Consider the following 19173-nt stretch of genomic DNA (forward strand, 5'->3'; position numbering starts at 1 on the left):
CCTCAACATGCCGATGCGCCGCCGGTCCGAGGACTGGCGACGCATCGTGTCAAACATGCTCTGTACAGGGAAGACCCGGGGGGCTCAGACCTCAACCGTGCTCGGCTTGAAGGTCGGCCGCAGCGCCTCGTACGCGGTGATGTCGGCCTCCTGCCGGAGGGTGAGACTGATGTCGTCCAGCCCCTCCAGGAGCCGCCATCGGGCGTTCTCGTCAAGCTCAAAATCAGCCGTGATGCCCTCGGCTCGAACCTGGCGGTCGACCAGGTCCACGGTGATCTCGGCCGACGAGTCGGTCTCGATCAGTTTCCACAGCCGGTCCACGGTCTCCTGCGGCAGCACCACCGTCAGCAGGCCGTTCTTGAGGGAGTTGCCGCGGAAGATGTCGGCGAAGCGCGAGGAGACGACAGCCTTGAAGCCGTAGTTCTGGAGCGCCCACACCGCGTGCTCACGCGAGGAGCCGGTGCCGAAGTCGGGGCCGGCGACCAGCACGGTCGCGCCCTTGTGCTCGGGCCGGTTGAGCACGAAGTCCGCGTCCTTGCGCCAGGCCTCGAACAGCCCGTCCTCGAAGCCGTCGCGGGTGACCTTCTTGAGCCAGTGCGCGGGAATGATCTGGTCGGTGTCGACGTTGCTGCGGCGCAGCGGGACGGCCCGGCCGGTGTGCGTGGTGAATGCTTCCATGTCTGCTCAGGCCCCCACGGGAACGGTTGCGTCGGCGTCGGACAGGTCGGCGGGCGAGGCCAGATGACCGAGGACCGCGGTGGCGGCGGCCACCTGCGGGGAGACCAGGTGGGTGCGGCCGCCCTTGCCCTGCCGGCCCTCGAAGTTGCGGTTGGAGGTGGACGCCGACCGCTCGCCGGGCGCCAGCTGGTCCGGGTTCATGCCCAGGCACATCGAACAGCCCGCGTGCCGCCACTCGGCGCCGGACGCGGTGAACACCTTGTCCAGCCCCTCCTCCACGGCCTGTAGGGCGACCCGTACGGAGCCGGGGACGACCAGCATCCGCACCCCGTCGGCCACCGAACGGCCGGACAGGACCGAGGCGGCGGAGCGCAGGTCCTCGATGCGGCCGTTGGTGCAGGAGCCGACGAAGACGGTGTCGACCTTGATGTCCCGCAGCGCCTGACCAGCCGTCAGACCCATGTACTCCAGGGCCTTCTCGGCGGCGAACTGCTCGCTGGCGTCCTCGAAGGTGGCGGGGTCGGGGACGCTGGCCGACAGCGGCGCGCCCTGGCCCGGGTTGGTGCCCCAGGTGACGAACGGCGCGAGCTCGGCGGCGTCGATGACCACCTCGCGGTCGAAGACCGCGTCGTCGTCGGTACGCAGCGTGCGCCAGTACTCCACGGCGGCGTCCCAGTCGGCGCCCTGGGGGGCGTGGGGGCGGCCCTCGAGGTACGCGAAGGTGGTCTCGTCCGGGGCGATCATGCCCGCCCGGGCGCCGGCCTCGATGGACATGTTGCAGACGGTCATCCGCGCTTCCATCGACAGCTTCTCGACGGCGGAGCCCCGGTACTCGATGACATAACCCTGGCCGCCGCCGGTGCCGATCTTCGCGATGATCGCCAGGATCAGGTCCTTGGCCGTGACGTCCTCGGGCAGCTCGCCCTCGACCGTGATCGCCATGGTCTTGAAGGGCGCGAGCGGCAGCGTCTGGGTGGCCAGCACATGCTCGACCTGGCTGGTGCCGATGCCGAACGCGAGCGCGCCGAAGGCGCCATGGGTGGAGGTGTGGCTGTCACCGCAGACGACGGTGGTGCCGGGCTGGGTCAGCCCCAGCTGGGGGCCCACCACGTGGACGACGCCCTGCTCGACGTCGCCGAGCGGGTGCAGCCGCACACCGAACTCCGCGCAGTTCTTGCGCAGCGTCTCCAACTGGGCCCGGGAGACGGGGTCGGCGATCGGCTTGTCGATGTCGAGGGTGGGGGTGTTGTGGTCCTCGGTCGCGATGGTGAGGTCGGTGCGACGGACCTGGCGGCCTGCCTTGCGGAGGCCGTCGAAGGCCTGCGGGCTGGTCACCTCGTGCAGCAGGTGCAGATCGATGAAGAGGAGGTCGGGCTCGCCTTCGGCGCGCCGGACGACGTGGTCGTCCCAGACCTTCTCCGCGAGTGTCCGTCCCATCGCTTTCCCTCCGGCCGGCAACGTCGCCGGCCCTGCTCGTGTGTACTGCGCGCCCTGGTCTGCGGGCCCGCCATTACAGAGTGGCGCGTCGCCTCGTAAATTGAACTTGCGTTTCACAGTGTGAGACGCGAATATCGTTTCATGGACAACTCTAGTGGCGTCGGCGTTCTCGACAAGGCGGCTCTGGTATTGAGCGCTCTGGAGTCCGGTCCGGCCACCCTCGCCGGGCTGGTCGGGGCGACCGGTCTCGCGCGCCCCACGGCGCACCGGCTCGCGGTAGCACTCGAGCACCACCGGATGGTGGCGCGTGACATGCAGGGACGCTTCATTCTCGGCCCGCGCCTGGCCGAGCTGGCCGCCTCGGCGGGCGAGGACCGCCTGCTCGCCACCGCGGGCCCGGTCCTCACCCACCTGCGGGACGTGACCGGAGAGAGCGCGCAGCTCTACCGGCGCCAGGGCGACATGCGCATCTGCGTCGCGGCGGCGGAACGGCTGTCCGGACTGCGGGACACCGTGCCCGTGGGCTCGACCCTGCCCATGAAGGCCGGCTCCGCGGCCCAGATCCTGATGGCCTGGGAGGAGCCGGAGCGGCTGCACCGCGGGCTCCAGGGGGCCCGCTTCACCGCGACCGCGCTGTCGGGCGTACGGCGGCGCGGCTGGGCCCAGTCGATCGGCGAGCGGGAGCCCGGCGTCGCCTCGGTCTCCGCGCCCGTACGGGGCCCCTCCAACCGCGTCGTCGCCGCGGTCTCGGTGTCCGGCCCGATCGAGCGGCTGACCCGGCACCCGGGGCGGATGCACGCCCAGGCGGTCATCGACGCCGCCGCGCGCCTGACAGACGCCCTGCGCCGGGGAAACTGAGCCCCGGCCGGGGGCGCCTCCCGGCAGCAGCCCCGGCGAGTGAACCGAAGGGGCTGCAGCGCCCCGGAGGGGGCACCTCCCAGCGGTAGCTGGGGGAGAACCTAGCCCTCAAAAAGGCTGCCGGTCAGGCGCCCTTCAGGCTCAGCCGGTCGGCGGCGCGGTCGCCGCGGCGGCCGACCGGGATGACGCCGATGGCCTTGGCCAGGCCGAACTCCGGCATGTTGATGTAGACGGACTCGTGCGCGCCGGCCGGGACGACGAAGGTCTCATGCCAGAAGCCGACCTTGCCCCGGCCTTCCCGCAGCCGCCGGTTGAACGCGGTCCAGGCCGGCCGGTGCTCCTTGTCCTGGTCCACGGCGTACGCCAGCAGCTTCTCGTGCGACTCCCAGTACTGGACCAGATAGATCACCCGGGGCGGGCCGAACAGCAGGTGGTAGCCGAGCATGCCGCTGTCCTTGTCCCGTGACAGCTCGCGCAGCATCCGCGGCATCGACCGGAACACCGGCACCCAGCTGCGCAGCGCCCGGAAGCGGTTGATGCGCATGCCGATCATGAAGACGGTCACCCCGCCCTCGGCGTCGGCGGTCATGCGCCCGGCTATCGGCTTGGCACCCATGGCGATCCCCTCATCCCTCACAACGCGGTAATCTCGGATAGCGGCACTATCCAATGCTTGGATAGTGCCACTCTCCAACCAGGAAGGCAAGTGGATGCGTCTCAAGGAGCTGAGCGAGCGCAGCGGGGTGTCCACCGCGACGATCAAGTACTACCTGCGCGAGCGACTGCTGCCGCCGGGCGAACGCGTCAGCGCCACCCAGGCCGAGTACGGCGAGGAGCATCTGCGCAGACTGCGGCTGGTGCGGGCACTGATCCAGGTGGGCCGGGTGCCGGTGGCCACCGCCCGCGAGGTGCTGGAGACCGCCGAGGACGAGTCGTTGCCCCAGAACACCCGGATGGGGGCCGCGGTCTGGGCGCTGCCACACGGCCCCGAGCCCGCCGAGGACGACCCCGAGACGGAGGACGCCCGCCGCCAGGTCGACGCCCTGCTGGAGCGGCTCGGCTGGACGTACGGCCAGGAGCTGGGCGACACCTCCCCCGCGTACGGGATGCTGGTGGCGGCCATCGCCTCGCTGGCCCGCCTCGGCTATCCGCACGACATCGACCATCTGCTGCTGCACGCCCGCCTGGCCGCCGAACTGGCCGTCGCGGACCTGGATCTGGTGGAGAAGTACGGCGGCTCCCCCACGGAGCGGATCGAGGCGGTCGTCGCGCTGACGGTGCTGTACGAGCCGGTACTGCTGGCCCTGCGGCGGCTCGCGGAGACCGAGGAATCCGGTCGCCGCTTCAAGGATTGACTCCGGACGCAAGAAAGCCCCCCGTGAGAAACACGGAGGGCTTTCCGAAATGTACCCCCGACCGGATTCGAACCGGCGCTACCGCCTTGAGAGGGCGGCGTGCTAGGCCGCTACACAACGGGGGCTTGAGTACTGCGCTGGGCTACCAGGACTCGAACCTAGACTAAATGAACCAGAATCACTCGTGCTGCCAATTACACCATAGCCCATGGTATAGACCAGTACCCCCGACCGGATTCGAACCGGCGCTACCGCCTTGAGAGGGCGGCGTGCTAGGCCGCTACACAACGGGGGCCCTAGCGATCTCCATCTCCGGAAAGATGAAAGAGATCCGTACCCCCGACCGGATTCGAACCGGCGCTACTGCCTTGAGAGGGCAGCGTGCTAGGCCGCTACACAACGGGGGCTTGGTCCTACTGATCAAGGGATTTCCGGGAAAACCGGAAGAATCCCTTGCTGGGGTACCAGGACTCGAACCTAGACTAAGTGAACCAGAATCACTCGTGCTGCCAATTACACCATACCCCACCAAAACGCCACCCTTTTGGGGGTTTTGTCTGGCTTGCGCCCCGGTCCGGCCTCTCGGCCCGCCCGGGCGGCGCAGGAAGAACATTACCCGATGGTGGACGGGCCACCAAAACGAGTATCGCCGTGCCACAGACGGCAGAGGCGGCCACCGGGACCCGGCAACCGCCCCCTGCGCGGGTGAAGTGCGCGCAGAGCGCCTACGCCGTCAGCTTCGCCAGCGCCGCGTCGATCCGGGCGAGCGTGCGCTCGCGGCCCAGGACCTCCAGGGACTCGAACAGCGGCAGGCCGACCGTGCGTCCGGTGACGGCGACGCGCACCGGCGCCTGGGCCTTGCCCAGCTTGAGGCCCTGCTCCTCGCCGGCCGCCAGGACCGCCGCCTTCAGGGTCTCGGCGTTCCACTCGGCCTCGGCGACCCGGGTACGGACCGAGGCGAGCAGCGTGTCCGCGCCCGGCTTCATCGCCTTCGTCCAGGACGCCTCGTCCTCCACCGGCTCGTCGAGGAAGAGGAAGTCCACGTTCGCGGTGATGTCGGACAGGACCGTCAGCCGGGTCTGGGCCAGCGGAGCCAGCGCCTCGAACGCGGCCGAGTCGAAGGCCTCCGGGGCCCAGGACGCGTGCGGCGCCTTCAGCCAGGGCTCGCACGCCTCGATGAACGCCTTCACATCCAGCCGCCGGATGTGGTCGGCGTTGATCGCCTCGGCCTTCTTGAGGTCGAAGCGCGCCGGGTTGGCGTTCACCTCGGCGATCTCGAACGCCTCGACCATCTCGTCGAGCGAGAAGACGTCCCGGTCCGGCGCCAGCGACCAGCCCAGCAGGGAGAGGTAGTTGAGCAGGCCCTCGGGGAGGAACCCGCGCTCCCGGTAGAGGTTCAGCGAGGACTGCGGGTCGCGCTTGGAGAGCTTCTTGTTGCCCTCGCCCATCACATACGGCAGGTGGCCGAAGGCCGGCACGGCGCCGCCTCCGACGCCGATGTCGGCGAGGGCGCGGTAGAGCGCGATCTGGCGCGGGGTGGAGGACAGCAGGTCCTCGCCGCGCAGCACATGGGTGATCTCCATCAGCGCGTCGTCCACCGGGTTGACGAGCGTGTAGAGGGGGGCGCCGTTGGCCCGCACGATCCCGTAGTCCGTCACGTTCTCCGGCGTGAAGGTGAGCTCGCCGCGCACCAGGTCGGTGAAGGTGATCGGCTCGTCGGGCATCCGGAAGCGCACGATGGACGAGCGGCCCTCGGCTTCGTAGGCGGCGCGCTGCTCGGCGGTCAGGGTGCGGCACTTGCCGTCGTAGCCGGAGGGCCGGCCGGCCCTCCGGGCCTCCTCGCGGCGCTCGTCCAGCTCCTCGGCGGTGCAGTAGCAGCGGTAGGCGTGGCCGCTCTCCAGGAGCCGCTCCGCGACGTCCCGGTAGAGGTCCATGCGCTGCGACTGGCGGTACGGGGCGTGCGGGCCGCCGACCTCGGGGCCCTCGTCCCAGTCGAAGCCCAGCCAGCGCATCGCGTCCAGGAGCTGCTGGTACGACTCCTCGGAGTCGCGGGCGGCGTCGGTGTCCTCGATACGGAAGACCAGGGTGCCGCCGTGGTGCCGGGCGAAGGCCCAGTTGAACAGGGCGGTGCGGACCAGGCCGACATGGGGGTTGCCGGTCGGCGAGGGACAGAAACGTACCCGCACGGGAGCGGAGGGGGTTGCGCTAGCCACGCTTGATCACCTTGTTGGTGAGAGAGCCGATGCCTTCGATGGTGACGGCGACCTCGTCGCCGACGCTGAGCGGTCCGACGCCCGCCGGGGTGCCGGTGAGGACGACGTCGCCGGGGAGCAGCGTCATCGCCTCGGTGATGTGCACGATCAGGTCCTCGATCGGGCGCACCATCTCACTCGTACGGCCGAGCTGGCGCTGCTCGCCGTTGACGGTGCAGCCGATGCCCAGGCCCGCGCTGATGTCGGCGGGGTCGATGCCGGTCTCCACCCAGGGGCCGAGCGGACAGGAGGTGTCGAAGCCCTTGGCCCGGGCCCACTGCTTCTCGCGCTTTTGGACATCGCGCGCGGTGACGTCGTTGGCGCAGGTGTAGCCGAGGATCACGTCCTTGACGCGTTCCCTGGGCACCTCCTTGCACATCCGGCCGATGACCACGGCCAGCTCGGCCTCGTGGTGCACCTCCTGGGAGAAGGAGGGGTAGACGATCGGGTCGCCGGGGCCGATCACGGAGGTGGACGGCTTGAAGAAGGCGACCGGGACGTCGGGGACCTCATTGCCCAGCTCGGCGGCGTGCTCGGCGTAGTTGCGGCCGATCGCGACGATCTTGTTGGGCAGGACGGGCGGCAGCAGCCGGACCTCGCTCAGCGGGATCGTCCGGCCCGAACGCTCGAATTCGGCGAACGGATGGCCCTTGATGATGTCGATCACAGGACCGTCCTGGGCGGACGGCCCGTCCTCGACCACGCCGAAGGCGACGCTGCCGTCGATGGAGAACCTGGCAATGCGCACGGGAAGCTGCTGCCTCTTCACTGGACTCGCTGGAGACTGACGCTCCAGGCTATCGCTCCGCGTCCCGCGCACCCTTGCGCATTCTGCCCGCGAGCGGCTCCCCGGTGCTTGGGGGCGGCCGCCGGGTCAGCTGTTGGGCGCCTTGGTCAGGATGGTGCGCCTGGGGTTCGCGGTCTGCGTCGGGAGGTCGACGGGGTGCTCCGGGCGCTCCTCGGCCGCGGTCTGCAACTCACCGGCGTCCTTCAGGTGTGCCAGGGTGGTGCGCCGCGGGTTGGCTATGGTGCGGAACATCATCGTCGTCTTCACGTGAGTCATGCCTCGTGTGGTTGTCGTTTTGACCGGCTGTGTAAAGCGTCAGGCTAGAGGCCCCTTTGCCCACCGATCCGGTAAAGAAGTCGTGATCGCTCTGTGAGTTTCCTCACGACTCCCCGGGCAAATGCCGCATTAAAGGCACTTACCCCAAGCCCCCGAAACGGACATTGCCGCTCCGAAGGTGACGTTCCGATCTTGATCATCGCCACCCGGACACGAGCTGTTTGCGGGCAACTCGCAGGAAAAAGTCCGTTATCGCCGAGATGGCTTTCTACGTCCGGTAATAAATCCCGTACTGAGCGTCACGGCCGTCACAGCCTTTCCGCTTGCCCTTGTTGCAGCATCCGGCACTGTGCTGGAATTCCCGGGACCGCCGCGGACACAGCCGGCGCGCAGGGGGCGCAGGAGAGGGAGGCGCCGAGCGGCGGTGGCTCCTCTTCTCGACTACGGAAGGAAGCGCGCCGGTCACTCACGACCGCCAGGGGGGCCTGACCGTCCCCCACGACTCGACACCGCTTCACCGCACACCCGGTGAAGCGCCTGGTCCAGAGGTTGCGACACTAGTGCAGGGACGTTTCAAGAGGGAAGGTAAGGGGTCTCCCCCGGCCAGCCAGGGCCGAGGGGAAGCTTCGGCGGACCCGGAGCCGCGCGGCGGGACCGACCGCGGTTCCTCGCCCCCGCGTGCCCAAGTCACCGGGCGGGCCCCGGCCGACCACCAGAGCCCGGAGTCCACTACGCAGGCCGGCGGTGCCCCACCGGCCGGCCGGCCCAAGTCGAAGAGCCCCAGCGGACCGGGCGCCAGGCTCGCCCTGCGCAACTGGCGCATCAGCACCCGGCTGGTCTCCCTGCTGGCCCTCCCCGTGGTCGCGGCGACCACCCTGGGCGCGCTGCGTATCAACAGCTCGCTGGACAACATCGAGCAGCTCGACCGCATGAAGCTGCTGACCGAGATGACCCAGCAGGCCACCCAGCTGGCGAGCGCCCTCCAGGAGGAGCGCGACAAGTCGGCGGCGCCGCTGGCGAGCAAGGGCAACGCCAAGGACGACCGCGTCGTCGCGACCCGCGAGAAGACCGACCGCGAGGTGGCGGCGTTCAACCAGGCCACCCAGGACCTCGATCCGGGCGACAAGGCGCTGGCGGGCGTGCAGTCCACGCTCGTCGACATCAGCAAACAGCTCGGCAATATCAGCCAGATCCGCGACTCCGCCTATCAGGACGATCAGTACTACTCACTGACCGCCCAGGACTACAACGAGCTGATCGACTCACTGCTGCTGCTGTCCCAGGACATGGCCCAGGCCACCAGCAACAGCGACATGATCAACAATACCCGTGCGCTGGCCACTTTCTCCTCCGCCAAGGAGTACGCCTCGATCCAGCGCGCCCTCATCAGCGCCGCGCTCGCCGACCCCAAGGGCCCCGAGTTCTCCGCCAACGACCGCCGCTTCGCCAGGACCGCGGTCGACAAGGAGGAGGAGGCGCTGCGGCGGTTCAACCAGATCCGCGAAGGCAACTCCGAGGACCTGCTGGAGCCGCTGGACAGCCGCGCGGACATCAAGTCGGCGACCCTGTACGCCGACCGCGCGGTACGCGACCCCAGAGGGCTCCAGGCCGAGAAGCGCAGCGCCATCGACTGGTACGACCAGGACACCATCAAGATCGATGAGATGGCCCGGATCGAGCAGACGCTGCTGGGCGAGATGAAGCAGAAGGCGCGTGATCTACGCGCGGAAGCCCAGCAGGACGCGATCCTCAACGGGGCCCTGATCCTGCTGGTCCTCGGCGTCACGCTGGTCGGCGCGTTCGTCGTCGCCCGGTCCATGGTCCGCTCGCTGCGCCGGCTTCAGGACACCGCCCAGGACGTCGCCCAGAAGCGGCTGCCGGAGCTGGTCAAGCAGCTGTCCGAGTCCGACCCGCAGGACGTGGACATCTCCGTGGAGTCCGTCGGTGTGCACAGCCGGGACGAGATCGGCAAGGTGGCCACGGCCTTCGACGACGTGCACCGCGAGGCGGTCCGGCTGGCTGCCGAGCAGGCGCTGCTGCGGGGCAACGTCAACGCGATGTTCACCAACCTCTCGCGCCGCAGCCAGGGCCTCATCCAGCGCCAGCTCTCGCTGATCTCCGAGCTGGAGAGCCGCGAGGCCGACCCGGACCAGCTGTCCTCGCTCTTCAAGCTGGACCACCTCGCGACCCGTATGCGCCGTAACGGCGAGAACCTGCTGGTCCTCGCGGGCGAGGAGCCCGGCCGCCGGTGGACCCGGCCGGTCCCACTGGTCGACGTGTTGCGCGCGGCGGCGTCCGAGGTGGAGCAGTACGAGCGCATCGAGCTCAGCTCCGTCCCCACCAACGAGGTGGCCGGCCGGGTCGTCAACGACCTGGTGCACCTGCTCGCCGAGCTGCTGGAGAACGCCACCTCGTTCTCCTCGCCGCAGACCAAGGTCAAGGTCACCGGTCACGCGCTGCCCGACGGCCGGGTGCTGGTCGAGATCCACGACACCGGCATCGGGCTCTCGCCCGAGGACCTGGCGGCGATCAACGAGCGGCTGGCCAGCCCGCCCACGGTCGATGTGTCGGTCTCCCGGCGCATGGGCCTGTTCGTGGTCGGCCGGCTGTCGCTGCGCCACGGCATCCGTATCCAGCTGCGGCCGTCCGACTCGGGCGGCACCACGGCGCTGGTCATGCTGCCGGTGGACGTCGCCCAGGGCGGCCACAAGCCGGGCGCTCCGACACCGGGCAACGCGGGTCAGGGCGGCCCCGGTGGTCCCGGCGGCCCGGGCGGTCCCGGCGCCCCCGGTGGCGGCTCGGCCGGAATGCTGGGCTCCCTGCCGTCGCGGCGGCAGGTCCCCGGCTCCGGCTCGCGGGCCGCGCTGCCCGGCAGCGGACTTCCCACCCGCCCCGTCGGCGCGGGCGCGCCCGCTTCGGGCGGCGCCCCCTCCGGTCCGAACTTCTTCGAGGGCGGCAGCCGGCCTCCGGGCCAGAGGAACGCTCCGGCGGGCCCGCCCGGCGACTTTGCCGGGCGTCCCCCGCTCCCCTCGCGCGGCGACGGACGTGGCGAGGGCCCGACCGTGGCCCCGCCGACCGGTGCCCCGATACGCGCGGAGGCCCCCGGCGACCAGGGCGGCCGCCCGCAGCTACCGTCGCGCGGCGCGGCGCCCGAGCTCCCCGGCCCGCAGCAGCCCGGCACCAGCTGGGGGGCGCGCCGGTCGGGCCAGGACGACTGGCCGACCACGCGCGAGGCGATGGACTCGCCGCGCGGGCACGAGGAGAACGACACCACCGGCCCGTTCGCCCGGCCCCAGCTGGGCCAGGCGCCGAGCATGTTCGAGCCGCGGCGCGGCCCCGGTGACACCGGCGAGTTCGCGCGGCCGGGCCAGGCCGACGGCGGCGGCCGCGACCCGCTGGCGAGCCGCGGCCCGGGTGACACCGGCCAGTTCGCCCGGCCCGACTTCGGCCAAGGCCCCGGTGACACCGGTCAGTTCGCCCGGCCCGACTTCGGCCAAGGCCCGGGTGACACCGGCCAATTCGCCCGGCCCGACTTCGGCCAGGGCCCCGGCGACACCGGTCAGTTCGCCCAGCCCCGGTTCGGCGACCCCGCCGGGCAGGGCGGCCGCGGGCCCGGTGACACCGCCGAGTTCGCCCGGCCCGACTTCAACGCCCCGCGGCCGGAGGCCGACACCGGCTCCTACCGCCAGGGCGGCCCGGGCGTCGGGCGCGACCAGAACTCCGGCACCGGGGAGTTCCCGCTGCCGCAGGGCCCGGGTGGCGGCGGCGCCGCGGAGCCCGGCGCGCTCCCGCCCGCGGGGCCCGGCGACGGCCGGACGCCGATCTTCGACACGATCGAGTCGAACTGGTTCCGCTCGCAGGACGGCGGGACCCTGGGCGGTGGCCGGCGGCTCACCACCGAGCCGCCGGAATCCGGCCGCCCGGCGTCCGCCGTACCCCCCGCCCCGCGCCGCGAGCCGCGGCTGCCGTCCCGGGGCACCGGCGAGGGCCCCGCGTCGGGCGCCGGAGTCGGCACCGGCCCGGGCACAAACGGCTCCGGCCCCGGAACGAACGGATCTGGACCGAACGGCTCCGGACCGAACGGCTCCGGACCGGGACCGGACGGCTTCGGCCCCGGGGCGAACGGCAGTGGCCCGAGGTCCAACTGGCGTACGTCGCCGAATGACGAGGCCTGGCGCCGCGCCGAGCAGCTTCGCGAGGGGCCCGCGGCAGGCGGTGTGACGTCTTCCGGGTTGCCGCGTCGCGTGCCTCGCGCGAATCTCGTGGAAGGCGCCGCGCAGCAAGAGCAGTCCCGGCCGGCCGGACCGCAGGTTTCGCGCGCGCCCGATGACGTGCGCGGGAGGCTGACCAACCTCCGCCGGGGGATCCAGCAGGGCCGCCGGGCCGGAACCGGCCCGGACGGCAATCACGATCGCGGCGTAGGCCCGACTTACCAGCAGGAGCGTTAGTTGAGCCCGATGAGCCAGGCGGCGCAGAATCTGAACTGGTTGATCACGAACTTCGTGGACAACACCCCCGGGGTGTCGCACACGGTGGTGGTCTCCGCCGACGGACTCCTTCTGGCGATGTCCGAAGGCTTTCCCCGTGACCGAGCCGACCAGCTGGCGGCGGTCGCCTCCGGCCTGACCTCGCTCACCGCCGGAGCCTCGCGCATCTTCGAAGGCGGCGCGGTCAACCAGACCGTCGTCGAGATGGAACGAGGCTTCCTGTTCATCATGTCCATCTCCGACGGCTCCTCCCTGGCCGTACTCGCCCACCCCGACTGCGACATCGGCCTCGTCGGCTACGAGATGGCCCTGCTGGTCGACCGCGCGGGCAGCGTCCTCACCCCGGACCTGCGCGCCGAACTGCAAGGCAGCTTGCTGAACTGACCGACCACCTGCCGCCCACCCGCTCGGCTGACAGGCCGAACGCCCCCCAAACGGCACCGACCGACGGCAACACCGTCACCTGTCCCGACCGGAGGACCCATGACCCCGCCCCCTGCCTCGCCCGGCCCGTACGGCGGCCATCATCAATCGCCGTACGGGGCTGAAGGCGACCAGCCGTTGGTGCGCCCATACGCGATGACCGGTGGCCGGACCCGGCCCCGCTACCAGCTCGCCATCGAGGCGCTGGTCTCCACCACGGCGGACCCCGCGCATCTCCAGGGGCTGCTCCCCGAGCACCAGCGGATCTGCCATCTGTGCCGCGAGGTCAAGTCGGTCGCCGAGGTGTCCGCGCTGCTCAACATGCCGCTGGGGGTGGCCCGGATCCTGGTCGCCGACCTCGCCGAGGCGGGAATGGTGGCGATCCATCAGCCGGGCGGCAACGCGGACGCGGGCGGGACCCCGGATGTGACACTGCTCGAAAGGGTGCTCAGTGGACTTCGCAAGCTCTAGCGGCGGCGCTCCGCCGACCCGCGCGACCACCTCGGCCAAGATCGTGGTGGCGGGCGGCTTCGGCGTGGGCAAGACCACGTTCGTCGGCGCGGTCTCGGAGATCAACCCGCTGCGCACCGAGGCCGTGATGACCTCCGCCTCGGCCGGGATCGACGATCTGAGCCATGTGCAGGACAAGACCACGACGACCGTGGCGATGGACTTCGGCCGCATCACGCTGGACGACGACCTGATCCTGTACCTGTTCGGCACGCCCGGCCAGGACCGGTTCTGGTTCATGTGGGACGACCTGGTCCGCGGCGCCATCGGCGCCATCGTCCTCGTCGACACCCGCCGCCTCGCCGACTGCTTCCCCGCCGTCGACTACTTCGAGAACTCCGGACTGCCCTTCGTCATCGGCCTCAACGGCTTCGAGGGACACCAGCCCTACACCCCCGAGGAAGTCCGCGAAGCACTCCAGATCGGCCCGGACACCCCGATCATCATCACCGACGCCCGTCACCGCAGCGAGGCCAAGAGCGCGCTTATCACACTGGTGGAGCACGCACTGATGGCTCGACTGAAGTAGGCGTAAATTCCCATAAGTTGTCCGAAATCCGATGACCGGAGCGGGCTGTGTCCTACGACACGGCCCGCTCGGACGTTCATAACGTTTCGACAGAGAAAAACGCGGGATTCAATACGGAGCGCGGTCGGGCAGCTCCGTTGCGCGCTCAATTAGTTCGCCGTTTGACATGTCTCACCCGTAACGCCCGTTTTATCTCTGGTCCAGACAACTGGTCGGGCGCTTGACCGACTGTTTGGAAAGCACCGACGCAGCATGCTGGAATTCGCTGAACTGGGCGGTACGGGCTCAGCTGGGAACGGCACGACACAGGTGCCGACGCCGAGAGGTTGTTGGTCGAGTGAGGCGAAGCATGCCGGACTCCGCGAAACAGGTGCGGGGGAACTTCACCCCGCCGCCGCGCACAGCGGCGCTGCCCGCCGATGCGACGGCGCCCCCCGTCGCGGCCGGCGGGCGCCTGTCGCCGCGGAACTGGCGGGTGCCGGCCCGCCTGAACGCGATCCTGCTCATACCCGTCCTGGTCGCCCTGGTCTTCGGCGGCTTCCGCGTCCAGTCCTCCGTTTCCACCTGGAACGAGGCCGAGGACGCCGAGCGCACCGCCCGGCTGGTCCGAGCGGCCGCGTCCTACAGCCACGCCCTGGTCGACGAGCGGGATCGCACCGCCGTCCCGCTGCTCACCGGTTCCGCCGAGGACGAGGTGAAGAAGGCCCGGGCGGCGACCGACGCCGCGAAGGCCGAGTTCGACAAGTACGCCAAGACCATGCCGAACACCGCGAGCCTCAAGCGCCGCCTCAAGGCGTTCCAGGCGGTGGAGCCGCAGCTTGTCAGTCTGCGCCGCTACGCCTACACCGAGCGGTTGAACGGGGTGAAGACCGAAGAGGGCTATGTCGCGGTCGAACACTCACTGTTGGAGTTCGCAAACGAACTCGGTCTGGGCACCAGCAACATCACCTCCTACGGCCGCACCGTCTACGCGGTCTCGCTGGCCAAGGGAGCTGAATCGCTCCAACGCTCCATTGGCAGCCATCTGCTGGTCAAACCCGGCCCCTCGGCCGCCGACCGCAAGACCCAGCTCACCGCCTTCGGCTCGTACGTCTACCTGGAGAACATCGCCCTCACCGAGTTCCAGTCGGCCGGCCTCCCCGAGGACGTGAACCGGCTGAAGCAGGCCATGGCAGCGGGCAAGAAGAAGGGCGAGGAGCAGGTCAAAGAGGCCCGGCGGAAGGCCGCCGCCGAGGACCGGCAGTTCGTGGTCCCGCCGTCGATGGAACAGATGATCGCGGCCATCGGCGACGGCGGGAAACCGGCGGACCTCAAGGAGCGCGGCATCACCCCCCAGTCGTGGTTCGCCGCCTCCACGGCCAAGTTCGACGCCTACCGCGAGACCGAGAAGGACCTCGTCGACAAGGCGGTGAACGAGGCTTCGCAAATCTCCGCGAACGCAAAGCGCGACGCGTTTGTGAACTCCGCCATCGTGCTGCTCGCCCTCCTCTTGGCCTTCGTCGTGGCGGGCCGGATGGCCCGCTCCATGAGCCGCAGCATGCGGCAGCTGCGCAACACCGCCTTCGATGTCGCGGAGCAGCGGCTGCCCATGCTGGTCGACCAGCTGTCCCGCGCCGATCCGGGCCGGATCGAGACCCGGGTGACCCCGATCCCGATCACCACGCGCGACGAGATCGGCGAGGTGGCCCGCGCCTTCGACCAGGTGCACCGTGAGGCGATCCGGCTCGCCGCCGAGCAGGCGATGCTGCGCGGCAACGTCAACGCGATCTTCACCAACCTTTCCAGTCGCAACCAAGGCCTCATCGAGCGCCAGCTCTCGCTGATCTCCGAGCTGGAGAACCGCGAGGCCGACCCGGACCAGCTCGAGCACCTCTTCCGGCTGGACCACCTGGCGACCCGTATGCGGCGCAACGGCGAGAACCTCCTGATCCTCGCGGGCGAAGAGCCGGGCCGCCGCTGGAACCAGCCGGTGCCGCTGATCGACGTGCTGCGCGCCGCCTCCTCCGAGGTGGAGTCGTACGAGCGGATCGAGCTGGCCGGCGTCCCGGAGACCGAGATCCACGGCAACGCCGTGACCGACCTGGTGCACCTGCTCGCGGAGCTGCTGGAGAACGCCACCACCTTCTCCTCGCCGCACACCAAGGTGCGAGTGACCGCGACCCGGCTGCCCGACGGCCGCGTCATGATCGAGATCCATGACAAGGGCATCGGCCTGACCGCCGAGGACTTCGCGGACATCAACCACAGGCTGGCCAATCCGCCCACCGTCGACGTCGCGGTCTCCCAGCGCATGGGCCTGTACGTGGTCGGCCGCCTCGCCGACCGGCACCACATCCGGGTCCAGCTGCGCCCGCAGGGCGAGCAGGCGGGCACCACCTCGCTGGTCATGCTCCCGGACGCGATCACACACGGCGGGGGCGGCGAGGAGCTCCCCGCGGACCAGAACTTCACGGCCTCCCGGATCGCCCCGGAACAGGCCCAGCAGGCCCAGCAGGCGCCGCAGGCCGTCCCCCAGGCCCCTGTGGCGCCGCGGATGCCGCAGGCCGTCCAGGAGGCCGCAGCGCCGCGTACGGCCGCCGACTTCGGCTTCGACGACTCGGCATATGGCGGCGATCCCCTGTTCGGGCCGGCACCCGGGGCCACCGGAATCATCGGAACACCGGCCGCGCCGACCGGGCCGGCCGCACCCGCCACCCCGACCGGGCCCACGGCACAAACCGGGGCATCCGCCCCCGCGACGCCGACCGGACCGGCCATGCCGTTCCCGCCTTCTGCGGCGTATTCCGAACCGGAATCGGAATACCGGACTCCGACGGAGTCCGGGCCACCGCCGTACGCCGACTTCACTTCCCCTTCCCATCAGGGAAATTGGAGCGACACGGGTTCGTTTGAGTCGCCGTTTGGATCAAACTACCCAGTACAAGCGGAATCTGCGCCAAGCGCTCCCGAAGTTGCCGCGGAAAGCGTAGAGTTCCACCGTCCGGGGCCTGCCCCGAGCACAACCAACTCCCTGACCGACGCCGGTCTCCCCCGCCGCGAGAAGCAGTGGCAGCCGTCGGAGGACTCAGGGACCCAGCAGCCGACCGCGGAACCGGCGGCCCCCGCGGCGCCGGAGCTGCCCGGTCAGGGCTCGGGGGAGCACGCTTTCTCGGACACCTTCACGTGGCACCCGGAGAACGACCAGCGCTGGCACCGAGCCGAGCAGCTGCGTGAGCCGAAGGCCGGCGGGGTCACCTCTTCCGGTCTGCCCCGGCGAGTGCCCAAGGCCAACTTGGTCGAGGGCTCCGCGGAGTCGACCGGAGCGGGCGGCCCCCAGGTCTCCCGCGCGCCGGAGGACATCCGTGGCAGGTTGAGCAACCTGCGCCGTGGCGTCCAGCAGGGGCGCCAACAGCGTGACCAGCATGACCAACAGGGCTACGGCCCCGGCAGCACCTACGATCAGGAGCGTTAGTGTGAGCCCGATGAGCCAGGCGGCGCAGAACCTGAACTGGTTGATCACCAACTTCGTGGACAACACCCCCGGGGTGTCGCACACGGTGGTGGTCTCCGCCGACGGACTCCTTCTGGCGATGTCCGAAGGCTTTCCCCGTGACCGAGCCGACCAGCTGGCGGCGGTCGCCTCCGGCCTGACCTCGCTCACCGCCGGAGCCTCCCGCATCTTCGAAGGCGGCGCGGTCAACCAGACCGTCGTCGAGATGGAACGAGGCTTCCTGTTCATCATGTCCATCTCCGACGGCTCCTCCCTGGCCGTACTCGCCCACCCCGAATGCGACATCGGCCTCGTCGGCTACGAGATGGCCCTGCTGGTCGACCGCACGGGCAGCGTCCTCACCCCGGACCTGCGCGCCGAACTGCAAGGCAGTCTTCTCAACTAGCAAACACAAAGATGCGTTTCGCGCCACCGCGCCGTTAGGGTGCGGTGGCGCGACCGGCAGACAGGCAAGTTGGAGGAGGACACGTGACAACGCCCCCCAGTGGATATCCGTACGGCCATGGGCAGCAGGCCGAGCCGCACGGAGATGCCCCGTTGAAGCGCTTCAACTTCCCCTCCGCGCCAAGCCGTCAGGCCCGCACGGCACAGCAGCCCCCTGCCGCGCCTCAGGAGCCCGTTCAGCAGTCTCATGAGGCTCTGCCCCCACCCTCGCATCCGCAGCCCCTTCAGCAGCCGTACGCGCCGTCCTACGCCCCGCCGGGCGGCCCGGCGGGGCTCTCGTCCGAGCCCATGGTGCCGCACCAGCCGCCGCCCAGCCGGCCCGCGCCGCCGCCCGTACGGCACACGCCGGAGCCGTCCTCCCCGGCCACCGGCCACAACCCGCTGGTGCGCCCGTACGCCATGACCGGAGGCCGGACCCGGCCCCGCTACCAGCTCGCCATCGAGGCGCTGGTCTCCACCACGGCGGACCCCGCTCAGCTCCAGGGCCAGCTGCCCGAGCACCAGCGGATCTGCCACCTGTGCCGCGAGATCAAGTCGGTCGCCGAGATCTCCGCACTCCTGACCATTCCACTCGGCGTCTCCCGGATCCTCGTAGCCGACCTGGCCGAGGCCGGGCTCGTCGCCATCCATCAGCCCGGCGGCGACGAGTCCGCCGGCGGCCAGCCTGACGTGACACTGCTCGAAAGGGTGCTCAGTGGACTTCGCAAGCTCTAGCGGTGCAGCCCGCTCCACCACCTCCGCGAAAATCGTGGTGGCGGGCGGCTTCGGCGTGGGCAAGACCACGTTTGTAGGCGCGGTCTCGGAGATCAACCCGCTGCGCACCGAAGCCGTAATGACCTCCGCCTCCGCGGGGATCGACGATCTCACCCACGCGCCGGACAAGACCACCACCACGGTGGCCATGGACTTCGGCCGCATCACGCTCGACCAGGACCTGATCCTGTATCTGTTCGGCACGCCCGGCCAGGACCGGTTCTGGTTCATGTGGGACGACCTGGTCCGCGGCGCCATCGGCGCCGTCGTCCTCGTCGACACCCGCCGCCTCGCCGACTGCTTCCCCGCCGTCGACTACTTCGAGAACTCCGGGCTGCCCTTCGTCATCGCCCTCAACGGCTTTGACGGGCACCAGCCCTACACCCCCGAGGAAGTCCGCGAAGCACTCCAGATCGGCCCGGACGCGCCCATCATCATCACCGACGCCCGTCACCGCAGCGAGGCCAAGAGCGCGCTCATCACGCTCGTGGAGCACGCGCTGATGGCGCGTTTGCGATAGCGACAGCAACAGCGTCGGCGGCCACCACCGCCGCCGAACGCACAAATCCCCCGCTCTCCGGGAGAGCGGGGGATTTGTGCGCTTCGAGCCGCGTTTCCGGTTTCGGCTCCGCGGCCTCAGCCCTGCCAGCTGTGCGGGGCGCGGAAGCCCCGCTGGCGCTCCAGGCGGCGCCAGCCCGCCGCGCTGCGGCCGGTGCGGCCCGAGGAGCGCCGGTGACCGGCGTTGGCGGCCGCGCGGGCCAGGAGGACCGCGGTGACCGCGGCGAGTTCCTCGGCGTCCGCGTGCCCCTTCTCGACACGGACCAGAGTGGCGGCGCCGACGGCGGCGCCGGCCACGGTATCGGCGGGGTTGTCGGCGATGTCCTGTGCGATGCT

At 70.3% G+C, this 19173-nt stretch carries 17 protein-coding genes and 5 tRNA genes; 10 read left to right on the forward strand and 12 right to left on the reverse strand.

Annotated elements, in window-relative coordinates:
• Positions 1 to 84: 84 nt before the first annotated feature.
• Complete coding sequence (leuD, locus tag ACWY4P_RS16330) at positions 85 to 678, reverse strand: 3-isopropylmalate dehydratase small subunit (RefSeq protein WP_456211280.1); 594 nt, start codon at positions 676 to 678, stop codon at positions 85 to 87.
• A gap of 6 nt (positions 679 to 684) precedes the next feature.
• Positions 685 to 2115, reverse strand: a complete 1431-nt coding sequence (gene leuC / locus ACWY4P_RS16335) for a 3-isopropylmalate dehydratase large subunit (protein ID WP_456211281.1) — start codon at positions 2113 to 2115, stop codon at positions 685 to 687.
• Positions 2116 to 2256: 141 nt separating this feature from the next.
• On the opposite strand from leuC, the gene ndgR reads away from it, so the two are divergent.
• Positions 2257 to 2973, forward strand: coding sequence for an IclR family transcriptional regulator NdgR (gene ndgR, locus ACWY4P_RS16340; protein ID WP_456211282.1), 717 nt, complete (start codon positions 2257 to 2259; stop codon positions 2971 to 2973).
• 124 nt (positions 2974 to 3097) lie between these two features.
• Here ndgR and ACWY4P_RS16345 read toward each other — a convergent pair whose 3' ends face one another.
• Positions 3098 to 3589, reverse strand: coding sequence for a DUF4188 domain-containing protein (locus ACWY4P_RS16345; RefSeq protein WP_456211283.1), 492 nt, complete (start codon positions 3587 to 3589; stop codon positions 3098 to 3100).
• 94 nt (positions 3590 to 3683) lie between these two features.
• On the opposite strand from ACWY4P_RS16345, the gene ACWY4P_RS16350 reads away from it, so the two are divergent.
• Positions 3684 to 4328, forward strand: coding sequence for a MerR family transcriptional regulator (locus ACWY4P_RS16350; protein ID WP_456211284.1), 645 nt, complete (start codon positions 3684 to 3686; stop codon positions 4326 to 4328).
• A 52-nt stretch (positions 4329 to 4380) separates the two neighbouring features.
• Here ACWY4P_RS16350 and ACWY4P_RS16355 read toward each other — a convergent pair.
• The 8 genes from ACWY4P_RS16355 to ACWY4P_RS16390 form a co-directional block, all read right to left on the reverse strand.
• Positions 4381 to 4453 (reverse strand) — tRNA-Glu (locus tag ACWY4P_RS16355).
• A gap of 12 nt (positions 4454 to 4465) precedes the next feature.
• A tRNA-Gln gene (locus ACWY4P_RS16360) sits at positions 4466 to 4537 on the reverse strand.
• A 13-nt stretch (positions 4538 to 4550) separates the two neighbouring features.
• Positions 4551 to 4623: transfer RNA gene (locus tag ACWY4P_RS16365), tRNA-Glu, on the reverse strand.
• A 39-nt stretch (positions 4624 to 4662) separates the two neighbouring features.
• Positions 4663 to 4735 (reverse strand) — tRNA-Glu (locus tag ACWY4P_RS16370).
• Between the two features lie 49 nt (positions 4736 to 4784).
• Positions 4785 to 4856 (reverse strand) — tRNA-Gln (locus ACWY4P_RS16375).
• Positions 4857 to 5053: 197 nt separating this feature from the next.
• The gene (gltX, locus tag ACWY4P_RS16380; protein WP_456211285.1) at positions 5054 to 6541 is read right to left on the reverse strand and encodes a glutamate--tRNA ligase; all 1488 of its coding nucleotides are present in this window, start codon (positions 6539 to 6541) and stop codon (positions 5054 to 5056) included.
• Positions 6534 to 7328, reverse strand: coding sequence for a fumarylacetoacetate hydrolase family protein (locus ACWY4P_RS16385; RefSeq protein ID WP_456211286.1), 795 nt, complete (start codon positions 7326 to 7328; stop codon positions 6534 to 6536). Before ACWY4P_RS16385 ends, gltX begins: the two co-directional genes overlap by 8 nt.
• Positions 7329 to 7454: 126 nt before the next feature.
• Complete coding sequence (locus ACWY4P_RS16390; RefSeq protein ID WP_456212940.1) at positions 7455 to 7634, reverse strand: hypothetical protein; 180 nt, start codon at positions 7632 to 7634, stop codon at positions 7455 to 7457.
• A 569-nt stretch (positions 7635 to 8203) separates the two neighbouring features.
• Here ACWY4P_RS16390 and ACWY4P_RS16395 point away from each other — a divergent pair.
• The 8 genes from ACWY4P_RS16395 to ACWY4P_RS16430 all read left to right on the forward strand — a co-directional run bounded on the left by ACWY4P_RS16395 (position 8204) and on the right by ACWY4P_RS16430 (position 18799).
• Positions 8204 to 12091: a nitrate- and nitrite sensing domain-containing protein gene (locus ACWY4P_RS16395; RefSeq protein ID WP_456211287.1), complete on the forward strand. Its 3888-nt coding sequence runs from the start codon at positions 8204 to 8206 to the stop codon at positions 12089 to 12091.
• 9 nt (positions 12092 to 12100) lie between these two features.
• Positions 12101 to 12514 (forward strand): roadblock/LC7 domain-containing protein, encoded by a 414-nt coding sequence (locus ACWY4P_RS16400; RefSeq protein WP_305257046.1) that lies wholly within the window; start codon positions 12101 to 12103, stop codon positions 12512 to 12514.
• A 99-nt stretch (positions 12515 to 12613) separates the two neighbouring features.
• Positions 12614 to 13024, forward strand: coding sequence for a DUF742 domain-containing protein (locus ACWY4P_RS16405; RefSeq protein WP_456211288.1), 411 nt, complete (start codon positions 12614 to 12616; stop codon positions 13022 to 13024).
• Positions 13005 to 13592, forward strand: coding sequence for a GTP-binding protein (locus ACWY4P_RS16410; protein WP_456211289.1), 588 nt, complete (start codon positions 13005 to 13007; stop codon positions 13590 to 13592). Before ACWY4P_RS16405 ends, ACWY4P_RS16410 begins: the two co-directional genes overlap by 20 nt.
• Before the next feature lie 349 nt (positions 13593 to 13941).
• Positions 13942 to 17043, forward strand: a complete 3102-nt coding sequence (locus tag ACWY4P_RS16415) for a sensor histidine kinase (protein ID WP_456211290.1) — start codon at positions 13942 to 13944, stop codon at positions 17041 to 17043.
• Positions 17044 to 17053: 10 nt separating this feature from the next.
• Positions 17054 to 17467 carry a roadblock/LC7 domain-containing protein gene (locus ACWY4P_RS16420; protein ID WP_014176114.1) on the forward strand — a complete coding sequence of 138 codons (414 nt, stop codon included), beginning with the start codon at positions 17054 to 17056 and terminating at the stop codon, positions 17465 to 17467.
• A gap of 83 nt (positions 17468 to 17550) precedes the next feature.
• Positions 17551 to 18240, forward strand: coding sequence for a DUF742 domain-containing protein (locus ACWY4P_RS16425; protein ID WP_456211291.1), 690 nt, complete (start codon positions 17551 to 17553; stop codon positions 18238 to 18240).
• Positions 18221 to 18799: a GTP-binding protein gene (locus ACWY4P_RS16430; RefSeq protein ID WP_078610434.1), complete on the forward strand. Its 579-nt coding sequence runs from the start codon at positions 18221 to 18223 to the stop codon at positions 18797 to 18799. Before ACWY4P_RS16425 ends, ACWY4P_RS16430 begins: the two co-directional genes overlap by 20 nt.
• A 116-nt stretch (positions 18800 to 18915) precedes the next feature.
• On the opposite strand, the gene ACWY4P_RS16435 is transcribed toward ACWY4P_RS16430, so the two are convergent.
• A complete protein-coding gene (locus ACWY4P_RS16435) occupies positions 18916 to 19170 on the reverse strand; it encodes an acyl-CoA carboxylase subunit epsilon (protein ID WP_456212941.1) in 255 nt (84 codons plus the stop codon).
• Positions 19171 to 19173 lie beyond the last annotated feature (3 nt).

It is taken from the genome of Streptomyces sp. LZ34, assembly GCF_053890475.1.